We start from the raw sequence: 9,627 nt of genomic DNA on the forward strand, positions 1-9,627 counted from the left end.
GTCAGGCCAGGGTCGGGTCGTTCAGCGTGATGGCGAACTGCCGCGCGAGGATGTCCGCGATGACGTCGAAGCAGGACCCCTTCCGCGTGGCCGTCACGGTGCGGATGTCGATCAGCGTGGAGGATTGCCGGTAGAAGTGCCATTTCCGCAGGCCGTAATCGATGACGACATCGGCGATGCCCAGCACCTCCGGCTCGATATCCTCCACCCGGAACTTGGTGCCGGACAGGCTGAGATTGGCGGAGGAGCCGAAGAGCGGCACGCCGTGGCGGAGTGACAGGCGCCCGATTGCTTCCTCGAAGGCGCCGGCGTTCAGCAGCATCAGCACGGTGCCGTCCTTCGTACTGCGGGCCAGCATCTCCGGCGACAGGGCGCGCAGCAGGGGATGGTCCATGCGACCGGGGGCGATGAGGCCTAGCGGCAGGCCGTGATCCTGCACGATGGCATCGACGATGGCCCGCTGGCGGGTGTCGAGCAGGTGGATTTCCCGGTGGATCGCCTGGTCGCCGACCATGGCGTTCAGCTTGGATGGCGCGCGGCGCTTGGTGTCGAAGATCTTCCGCAGTGCGGCGTCACCGCTGCCGATCAGGGAATAGCCGACATCCATGGGCAGGATGGCGATTCCACCCTTCCGGATGGCGTCGAAGGCGCGGCGGGCATCGGCCTCGATGTCGAGCAGGCGGTCCATGGCGTTTCCCCGTTCCAGGGGCGGAAGGCTGCCACGGGCGCGCGGGCGGGCCAACCTTCCGGCTGTTTCATTATGGACTAACCGGTACATACAAGATTAGGATCGGCCACCAGAACGGAGGAAGCGGCGCCCATGAGGCCTGAGCCCTGCATCATCGCGGTTGCCATCACCGGCTCCGTCCCGCGAAAGAAGGACAATCCGGCCCTGCCGGTGACGACCGCGGAACAGATCGAGAGCACCCATGCGGCCTATGAGGCCGGCGCCAGCCTGGTGCATGTCCATGTCCGCAACGCGGATGAGACGCCGTCCTCCGACCCTGAGAAATTCGCGGCCTTCCAGGAGGGCATCCGCAAGCATTGCCCCGACATCATCGTGCAGTTCTCGACCGGCGGCCGCGGGCGGGCGCTGGAGGCGCGGGGCGCGATGCTGCACCTGAAGCCGGACATGGCGTCGCTCGCCACCGGCAGCGTGAATTTTCCGACCATCGTCTATGAGAACCCGCCCGATTTCGTCCGCACCCTCGCGACCACCATGCGCGACCTCGGCGTGCGGCCGGAGATCGAGGTCTTCGACCTGGCGATGCTGTTCAACACGGCAGACCTGGTGGCGGAGGGGCTGATCCTGCCGCGCCCGCATGTGCAGTTCGTGATGGGCGTGAAGCACGCCCTGCCCGCGCGGCGCGACGTGCTGGAATTCGAGGTCGCGAAGCTCAAGGAAGTGCTGCCCGGCGCCACCTGGACCGCCGCCGGCATCGGCCGCCACCAGTTCGAGGTGGCGCGCTGGGCGCTGGAGATGGGCGGCCACACGCGGACGGGGCTGGAGGACAACATCCGGATGGACCGGAACACCCTCGCCCCCTCCAACGCCGCGCTGGTGGCGCATGTCGCGGCCATGGCCGCGGAACAGGGAAGGCCCGTCGCGACCGCAAGGCAGGCGCGCGCGATGCTGGGGCTGAAGGAGATCGTGGCATGACCGCCCTTCGTGAATTCGTCCCGCGCGAGTTTGTACCCAGGGACCGGGACCAGCACCCGCCGGCGGTGACGCCGATCTACAAGACCAGCGTGCTGCGCGGGCCGCACCGGCCGCTGATCTCCCTGCAGAATTCGCTCAGCGAGGTCACGGGCCCGGTCTTCGGGCATGGCGATATCGGGCCGCTCGATAACGACCTGATCCTGAACTACGCGAAGACGGGCCAACCCATTGGCGAGCGGATCATCATGCATGGCCGCGTGCTGGATGGCAGCGGCAGGCCGGTGCCCGGCGTGCTGGTGGAATTCTGGCAGGCCAATGCGGGCGGGCGCTACCGCCACCGCAACGACACCTATGTGGCGCCGGTCGATCCGAATTTCGGGGGATGCGGCCGCACCATCACGGATGCGGAGGGGCGCTACGCCTTCCGCACCGTGAAGCCCGGCCCCTACCCCTATCGCAACCGGGGCAATGACTGGCGGCCGGCGCATATCCATTTCTCCGTCTTCGGCACGGGCTTCGCGCAGCGTCTCATCACGCAGAACTACTTCGAGGGCGATCCGCTGATCGGCCGCGACAGCATCCTCGGCACCATCCCCGATCCCGCCGCGCGGGAACGCCTGGTGGCGAAGCTCGACCTGGAGGCGGCGGTGCCGCTGGATACGCTGGCCTATCGCTGGGACATCGTGCTGCGCGGCAGCCGGTCCACGCTGTTCGAGAACAGGCTGGAAGGGAACTGAGGCGATGTTCACCCCCAACGCCCTCGGCTACCTGGCCGAGACCCCGTCCCAGACCGCCGGCCCCTATGTGCATATCGGGCTCATTCCGAAGCAGGCCGGCTTCGACATTTTTGCCAACAACCTCGGCGAGTCACCAATCGGCGCCACGACTCCCGGCGAGCGCATCCGGATCGAGGGCCGCATCTTCGACGGCACTGGCAGCCCGGTGCGCGACGCGCTGGTGGAGAGCTGGCAGGCGGATGCGGCGGGCCTCCATCACGCAACGCCGACGCCCGATGGCTTCCGCGGCTGGGCGCGGACCGGCACGGATTTCGAGAGCGGGCTCTGGTCGATCGAGACGGTGAAGCCGGGCCGCGTGCCCGGCCGCCACGGCCACAAGCGCATGGCGCCGCACATCTCGCTGTGGATCGTGGCGCGGGGCATCAATATCGGGCTCTCGACGCGGCTCTATTTCGCCGATGAGGAAGCCGCGAATGCCGAGGATCCGGTGCTGCGGATCATCGAGCAGCCCGCACGGCGCCAGACGCTGATCGCGCGGCGGGAGGCAGCGGGGCGCTACGTCCTCGACATCCATCTGCAGGGCGAGAACGAGACGGTGTTCTTCGATATCTGAACCCGGCGGGGGGACGCCTTGCCCCCCTTCGCCTTGCCTCCCCCCTTTGGCCTCCGCATGATCGCCGCCAGCACGGAGCCGGCGATCATGCAGCGCGAGACCATCCTCATCACCTCCCCGCTCGAAGCCGAGCATGTCGCGCGGATCGCCGCCTTCGCGCCGGGCCGCGTGGAGGTGCTCCATGAGCCGGACCTGCTGCCCGCCACGCGCTACCGCAACGACCACAAGGGCCACCCGCTGACGCGGACGGCCGAGCAGCAGGCGCAGTGGGACGCGCTGCTGCCGCGCACGACCATCGCCTTCGACCTTCCCTCCGCTTCGGAACTTGCGATGATGCCGCAACTGCGCTGGATCCAGACCACCAGCACGGGTGTCGGCCAGGCGGTGGCGAAGCTCGGGCTGATCGACAGCCCGATCATCGTGACGACGGCGCGCGGCGTGCACGCGCAGCCGCTGGCGGAATTCGTCTTCATGGCGCTGCTCGCGCATTTCCGGCAGCTCGACTACCTCCGCGCGGAGCAGCGCGCGCATCGCTGGCTGCGCATCTGCGGGCAGGAGATCGCGGGGCGCACCCTGGTGATCCTCGGCGCCGGCGACCTGGCGCGTGGCTCCGCGCGCATCGCCAAGGCGCTCGACATGCATGTCATCGCCATCGCGCGGAACCCCGCGCAATCCCGCGACCATGGCGCGCTGTTCGATGAGGTGCTGCCGGTATCGGCGCTGCACGAGGCGCTGGGCCGCGCCGATGCCGCCGTGCTGACCGTGCCGCATACGCCGGAGACGGAGCGGATGATCGACGCCACCGCCATCGCCGCCATGAAGCCCGGCATCGCGGTGGTGAACATCGCGCGCGGCCAGGTGGTGGACGAAGTGGCGATGATCGAGGCGCTGCGCCGCGGCCATATCGCCTTCGCCGCGCTGGATGTGACGGAGGTGGAGCCCCTGCCCGCGGAAAGCCCGCTCTGGGACATGCCGAATGTCCTGATCAGCCCGCATTCCGCCAGCACGGTGGATGGGGAGAACGGGCGCATCACCGACATCTTCCTGCACAATCTCGGCCTCTGGCTGGAGGGGCGGCCGGAGGCGATGCGGAACCTGCTGGACAAGCCCCGCCTCTACTGATGCCATGGCCCCGCAAGGCGGGAGCGGGGCATGAAGACGATCCTTCACGGTGCGGTGGCCTTGATGCTGGCGGCGATGCCAGCCCTGGCGCAGCGCCTGACCATCGGCGTCAGCGCGGCGCCGACCTCGGTCGATCCGCATTTCCACAACGGAACCTCCACCCAGACGCTCAGCTACAATCTGTTCGACACCCTGTTCCTGCTGACGCCAGAGGTATCGGTGGCGCCGGGGCTCGCCCTGTCCTGGCGCCCGATCGCGGAGACGGTGTGGGAGATCAAGCTGCGGCCGAATGTCCGCTGGACGGATGGCCGGCCCTTCACCGCGGACGACGTCGCCTTCACCGTGCAGCGCGCGCCCAACGTGCCCAACACGACGGGCGGCTATGGCGGCGCGGTGCGCCCCATCACGCGGGTGGAGGTGGTGGATGCGCTGACCATCCGCTTCCACACCAACGGCCCGGCGCCGAACCTGGCGGTGGATATGTCGGGCCTTGCCATCGTGTCCCGCCGCGCCGGAGAGGGTGCGACGACCGAGGACTACAATACCGGCCGCGCCGCCATCGGCACCGGCGCCTATCGCCTGGTGCGCTATTCCACCAATGAACAGACGGAGCTTGTCCGGAACGAGGATTGGTGGGGGCCGAGGCCCGACTGGGACAGCGCCATCATCAAGTACCTGCCCAACGCGGCGGCGCGCACGGCGGCGCTGCTGTCGGGCACGGTCGACCTGATCGACACGCCATCGCCGAACGACCTGCCCCGCCTGCAATCCGACCCGCGCTTCGCCGTCCATTCGCGCCAGGGGATGCGGCTGATCTACCTGGCGCCGAACCAGGCGGCGGAGGTCGCGCCCTTCGTGACGGACCATGAAGGCCGCCCCCTGCCCCGCAACCCGCTGCGCGACCAGCGCGTGCGCCAGGCGCTCTCCATCGCCATCAACCGCGCGGGGCTGGCGGACCGGGTGATGCAGAACACGGCGACACCCAATGGCCAGTGGATGCCGTCCTTCTCCCCGGCCTACAACCCGGATGTGCCGGTCCCGGCCTTCGACCCCGAACGCGCGCGGCGGCTGCTGGCGGAGGCCGGCTATCCCCAGGGTTTCCGGATCACCGTGCATGTCTCCGCCACGTCACGCCCCACGGATTCCATCGCGGCGCAGGCGATCGGGCAGATGTGGACGCGGATCGGCGTGCAGACGCAGGTGGAGGCCGTGCCCTTCGCGGCCTATGCGGCGCGGGCGGCGAACCTGGAATACGCGGTCTCCATGTTCGGCTGGGCCAGCCAGACCCATGCGGGCTATGCGCTGGTCAACCTGTTCAACACCTATAGCCGGGAAAGGCTGACCGGCGCCTTCAACCGGTCCGGCTATTCCAACCCCGCCCTCGATGCGCTGACGGACCGCGCGCTGACCACGCTGGATGACGGGCAGAGGGACGGGATGCTGCGCCAGGCCGTCGCGATGGCGATGGAGGATGTGGGGATCATTCCCCTCTACCAGATGACGAATTTCTGGGCCTCCCGCCGCGGCGTGACCTATGGGGCGACGGGCTACGACTACACCCGCATCACCCAGGCGCGGATTTCAAGATGACCGGCGCCCCGTGATCGCCAGCACCGCGCCGACCATGCCGAAGCCTGCCGCCAGGGGCGCAAAACCGGGAAAACCGAAGGTGGCGATGACGATGCCGCCAAGGCTCGCCGCGCCGAGCCAGCCGAAGGCGGCGCTGGTGACGTTCAGGCCGAGCACGGTGCCGCGCACCTCATCCGGCACATTCGCCAGCGCGGCCATCAGGCTGGGGCGCGCCACCGCGGCGCAGAAGACGAAGACGAAGCCGAGCGCGACGGACCCCGCCAGCCCGCTGGTCCAGAGGAAGAGCGGCACCGCCATGCCGGATGCCGCGACCATCGCCCCCGCATAGGTCACGCGCCGGTCCGGCAGCCGGTCCGCCAACTGCCCGCCCACGATGGTGCCGAGGATGTTGCCCAGCGCGAAGATCGCCAGCGGGATCGCGAGCGTCGCCAGCGGGACGCCATAGGTCGCTTGCAGGAAGGTCGCGAAGAAGACGACCGCCAGGCCGTAGCAGCTTCGCTCCGCCACCCCCATCGCCAGAAGGCGCAGCACGAGGGGCGACATCGCCGCGCGGTAGCTGACACTGGGCTTGCGGCCCCCCGCGGGCACCGCCGCCGGGCGGCCCGTGGTGGCGAAGAGGCCGAGCGCGGCCAGCAGCGTCACCGCCGCGACGCACCAGTTCACGCCGCGCCAGCCGATGAAGGCGCCGAGCCAGGCCGCCAGCGGCACGCCGACCAGCAGCGCCATGGACTGCCCGGCAATGACCCAGCCCAGCGCCCGGCCCCTCTGCCGGTCCGCGACGCGGGAGGAGACTTCCGCCATCAGCGCGCCGGTGGCGGTACCGGCGGAGGCGCCGGCCAGGGTTGCGCAGATCGCCACCCCCATGAAGCCGCTGGAGACCGCGACGCCCATCGTCCCCAGCGCCAGGCCGATCGGCCCCAGCACCAGGAAGGGCCGGCGCCCGAAGCGGTCGGACAGCGCGCCGGCCATCAGCGAGGCGCTGCCCCAGGCGATGGAGGTGAAGGCCATCACATTGGCCGTCAGCGTCAGGCTCGCCCCCAGGTCGCGCGCCATGTCCAGCAGGAAGGGCGCGCGCGTCGTGCCGCTGGCGGAGGCCGCGAACATGGCGAGGCATGCCGCGGCGATCAGCGCCCAGGGGAGGCGCTGCTGGACTGTCAGCGGTACAACCCCTGCGCCGCCAGCCAGTCCTGGATCAGCCCCGCCACCGCATCGCCGTTGCGGTCCATCATGACCATGTGGCTGTTGCCGCGGATGCCGCGGGATGGCAGGTCCACATCCTCCACGCTGCCGCCGGCGTCCCGCACCAGCGCGGAGAAGCGGCGCGCATTGGTGCGGATGACGGACCAGCGCGGGTCGGCATCGACATAATCGCCATAGACCAGCAACTGGGGAATGCCGCGGAGCTTCGCCGCTTCCGCCGCCACGCCCGTGCCGGCGGGTTCCACCAGCACCAGCGCGCGGAACAGGTCCGGCCGCCTTTGCGCGACCTGCCAGGCGAAGGCGCCGCCCTGGCTGTGGGCGATGACGACCGACGGCCCGGTGCGCTCCAGCAGCGCGATATAGGCGGCGATCACATCCTCATCCGTGTCGAGGTAGCGCGGCACCACCTGGCGCATGAAGTTCAGATAGCTGGCCTGGTCGGTCGGGAACTGGTTGCCGGGCAGCACCGTGCCGCGGGCGTGGGAGCCCGCGCCATCGCCGATGCGGAAACGCTCCCACGGGTTGGCGGTGGGCAGGTGCAGCGGGGGCGAATAGATCTCCGGCGACATGGCGGCGCCGCTGCGGCCGCGCTCCACCGCATCCGTCACATAGGTGGTCCAGCCGCGGCGGAGGAAGAAATGCTCCCAGCCCTCCCGCCCATCCGGCGTCGTCTCATAGGTCACGCCGGTCAGGTAGGCGCCGTGCCAGAGCATGAGGGGCGCGCTGCCGCGAGTCGGCGCCGGGACCATGAAGCGGGCATACATCTGGCCCACGACATGCACGCCATTGGGGTCGATGCGCAGCGGCGCGCCGCCGACGGTCGGCAGGTATTCCCGCACCGGGCGGCCGGAGAGTTCCACCAGGCGACCACCGACATGGAAAGAGCCGAAGCGTTCCAGCGTGATCGGACCTGTGGCCTGCGCCTGCGCGAGGCCCGGCGCCAGCATCGCGGCACCGAGTGCCAGCGCGCGCCATCCCGTGATGCTCATGTGGCTTCCTTCCCCTTCAGGTGACGCGCAGCATCCTCCCGGCGGGGCGGCCTGGGAAGCCAGGGGGAGTGGCGCGCGCGCCTCAGCGGCGCAAGACTGCGCCCCAGACCGAGGAGGAAACCGCCCGATGAGGCTCCATCGCCGTGCGCTGATCGCGCTTGCCGCCACCCCTGCCCTGCCGGCGCTGGCGCAGGGAAGCGCCTGGCCGCAGCGGCCTGTCCGCGTCGTCGTCCCCTACCCGCCCGGCGGCAGCAACGATGCGGTGGCGCGGCCGCTGGCGGAGATCATGCAGCGACGGCTGGGCCAGCCCTTCGTCATCGACAACAGGCCAGGCGCCGGCAGCACCATCGGATCGGCGGAGGTCGCCCGCGCGCCGGCGGATGGGCATGTGCTGATGGTCACCTCCTCCACCTTCGCCACCAGCGCGGCGGTGCAGCGCACGCCCTATGACGCCGCCCAGGATTTCGAGATGGTGGCCCTTCTGGCCACCGCGCCGCTGGTCGTGATCGCCGCACCGGGCTTCCCCGCCAATACGCTGGCGGAGGCCGTGGCCTATATCCGCGCCAATCCCGGCAAGGTGGATTACGGATCCTCCGGCCCCGGCAGCATCAACCAGCTGGCGACGGAGCTGTTCGCGCGGGAAGCGGGCGGGTTGCAGATGTCCCACGTGCCCTATCGCGGCATGGGCCCGGCGACGACGGATCTGGTGGCGGGGACCATCCAGCTGATCTTCACGACCATGCCCTCCGCCGCCGGTGTCATCCAGGGCGGGCGGGTGAAGGTGCTGGGCTGGACGTCGGAACAGCGCCCGGCCAACGGGCCGCCCGGGCCGACGCCGCGCGAATCCGGCCTGCCCAATTACGAGGCCGGGATCTGGTGGGGGCTGCTGGCGCGCCGCGGCCTGCCGGCGGAGGTGCGCGCCCTGGTCAATGCGACGGCCAATGAGGCGCTGGCCGACCCGCGCCTGGCGAACTACCTGGCGACCGAGGGTGCCCGCCCCGGGAGCGGCGACGCCGCCTCCGCCGACCGCTTCCTGCAGGCCGACCTGGCGCGCTGGAAAGCGGTGGCGACCGCCGCGAACATCCGCGTGGAGTGATGCCAAGGGGCGCGGCGGGGGGCGCCGCAGCGCGCCCCCCGCGCCCTGGCTACAGGATGAAATCCGTGGCTGTCAGGGCCAGCAGGCCGTTGAAGCGGATCACCATCTCCGCCTCGCCACCCGATCCGTCATCGAAGCCGGCATAGGTATCCGTGCCGTCCTGCCAGGTGCGGGCCTGCGCGACGCCGGTGCCGGTGAAGCCGGCGCTGCCGATCCAGAGGAAGGCCTGGTTGCCCGGCGCGGCACTCGGATCGATGGCGTCGACCTGGACGCGGTCCTGTCCCCGGCTGAAGTCGAGGATGATGTCGGGCGATGCCGCCTGGCTGCTGTCAAGCGCGTTGAAGAAGAAGCGATCCAGGCCCGTGCCGCCGACCAGCGTATCGGCGCCAAGGCCGCCACTCAGCGTGTCATTGCCCACACCGCCATCCAGGACATTCGCGCCGGCATTGCCGGTCAGCGTATTGGCGAGGGCATTGCCCGTGCCATCCAGGTCTCCCGCGCCGGTCAGCCGCAGCTGCTCCACATCCGCGCCCAGCATATAGTCGATGGAGGCGGTGACACGGTCGATGCCGCCATCCGCGGCCTCCTCCACCACATCGCCGATGGCATCGACCACGTAG

General features: G+C 70.0%; 10 protein-coding genes. 6 read left to right on the plus strand and 4 right to left on the minus strand.

Annotated elements, in window-relative coordinates; all coding sequences use genetic code 11:
- Position 1 precedes the first annotated feature (1 nt).
- Complete coding sequence (locus tag BM041_RS18045; RefSeq protein WP_092961284.1) at positions 2–688, minus strand: Sua5/YciO/YrdC/YwlC family protein; 687 nt, start codon at positions 686–688, stop codon at positions 2–4.
- Between the two features lie 132 nt (positions 689–820).
- On the opposite strand from BM041_RS18045, the gene BM041_RS18050 reads away from it, so the two are divergent.
- Genes BM041_RS18050 through BM041_RS18070 form a run of 5 tightly spaced genes read left to right on the plus strand, consistent with a single transcriptional unit; the run spans position 821 to position 5,722 of the window.
- A complete protein-coding gene (locus BM041_RS18050; RefSeq protein ID WP_092961285.1) occupies positions 821–1,660 on the plus strand; it encodes a BKACE family enzyme in 840 nt (279 codons plus the stop codon).
- Positions 1,657–2,397 carry a protocatechuate 3,4-dioxygenase subunit beta gene (pcaH, locus tag BM041_RS18055; RefSeq protein WP_092961286.1) on the plus strand — a complete coding sequence of 247 codons (741 nt, stop codon included), beginning with the start codon at positions 1,657–1,659 and terminating at the stop codon, positions 2,395–2,397. The genes BM041_RS18050 and pcaH overlap by 4 nt, the downstream gene beginning before the upstream one ends.
- 4 nt (positions 2,398–2,401) lie before the next feature.
- On the plus strand, positions 2,402–3,010 hold the full coding sequence (gene pcaG / locus BM041_RS18060; protein WP_092961287.1) for a protocatechuate 3,4-dioxygenase subunit alpha: 609 nt from the start codon (positions 2,402–2,404) through the stop codon (positions 3,008–3,010).
- Positions 3,011–3,067: 57 nt separating this feature from the next.
- Positions 3,068–4,132: a D-2-hydroxyacid dehydrogenase gene (locus BM041_RS18065; protein ID WP_217648756.1), complete on the plus strand. Its 1,065-nt coding sequence runs from the start codon at positions 3,068–3,070 to the stop codon at positions 4,130–4,132.
- A gap of 30 nt (positions 4,133–4,162) precedes the next feature.
- Positions 4,163–5,722 (plus strand): ABC transporter substrate-binding protein, encoded by a 1,560-nt coding sequence (locus tag BM041_RS18070; RefSeq protein ID WP_092961288.1) that lies wholly within the window; start codon positions 4,163–4,165, stop codon positions 5,720–5,722.
- Here BM041_RS18070 and BM041_RS18075 read toward each other — a convergent pair.
- Positions 5,714–6,826, minus strand: a complete 1,113-nt coding sequence (locus tag BM041_RS18075; RefSeq protein ID WP_092961289.1) for an MFS transporter — start codon at positions 6,824–6,826, stop codon at positions 5,714–5,716. The genes BM041_RS18070 and BM041_RS18075 overlap by 9 nt on opposite strands.
- 50 nt (positions 6,827–6,876) lie before the next feature.
- Positions 6,877–7,911, minus strand: a complete 1,035-nt coding sequence (locus tag BM041_RS18080; protein WP_092961290.1) for an alpha/beta fold hydrolase — start codon at positions 7,909–7,911, stop codon at positions 6,877–6,879.
- A gap of 127 nt (positions 7,912–8,038) precedes the next feature.
- Here BM041_RS18080 and BM041_RS18085 point away from each other — a divergent pair, with 127 nt between their 5' ends.
- Positions 8,039–9,007 carry a tripartite tricarboxylate transporter substrate-binding protein gene (locus tag BM041_RS18085; RefSeq protein ID WP_175534007.1) on the plus strand — a complete coding sequence of 323 codons (969 nt, stop codon included), beginning with the start codon at positions 8,039–8,041 and terminating at the stop codon, positions 9,005–9,007.
- A gap of 49 nt (positions 9,008–9,056) precedes the next feature.
- Here BM041_RS18085 and BM041_RS30055 read toward each other — a convergent pair.
- The coding region (locus tag BM041_RS30055) for a M10 family metallopeptidase C-terminal domain-containing protein (protein ID WP_175534008.1) at positions 9,057–9,627 on the minus strand (571 nt) is incomplete at its 5' end.

This window comes from Falsiroseomonas stagni DSM 19981 (assembly GCF_900114315.1).
Classification (GTDB): Bacteria; Pseudomonadota; Alphaproteobacteria; order Acetobacterales; family Acetobacteraceae; genus Falsiroseomonas; species Falsiroseomonas stagni.

Coding starts and splice junctions, on each gene's coding strand:
- BM041_RS18045 (WP_092961284.1), bottom strand. CDS start 688: ATGGACCGCCTGCTCGACATCGAGGCCGATGCCCGCCGCGCCTTCGAC.
- BM041_RS18050 (WP_092961285.1), top strand. CDS start 821: ATGAGGCCTGAGCCCTGCATCATCGCGGTTGCCATCACCGGCTCCGTC.
- pcaH (WP_092961286.1), top strand. CDS start 1,657: ATGACCGCCCTTCGTGAATTCGTCCCGCGCGAGTTTGTACCCAGGGAC.
- pcaG (WP_092961287.1), top strand. CDS start 2,402: ATGTTCACCCCCAACGCCCTCGGCTACCTGGCCGAGACCCCGTCCCAG.
- BM041_RS18065 (WP_217648756.1), top strand. CDS start 3,068: ATGATCGCCGCCAGCACGGAGCCGGCGATCATGCAGCGCGAGACCATC.
- BM041_RS18070 (WP_092961288.1), top strand. CDS start 4,163: ATGAAGACGATCCTTCACGGTGCGGTGGCCTTGATGCTGGCGGCGATG.
- BM041_RS18075 (WP_092961289.1), bottom strand. CDS start 6,826: ATGTTCGCGGCCTCCGCCAGCGGCACGACGCGCGCGCCCTTCCTGCTG.
- BM041_RS18080 (WP_092961290.1), bottom strand. CDS start 7,911: ATGAGCATCACGGGATGGCGCGCGCTGGCACTCGGTGCCGCGATGCTG.
- BM041_RS18085 (WP_175534007.1), top strand. CDS start 8,039: ATGAGGCTCCATCGCCGTGCGCTGATCGCGCTTGCCGCCACCCCTGCC.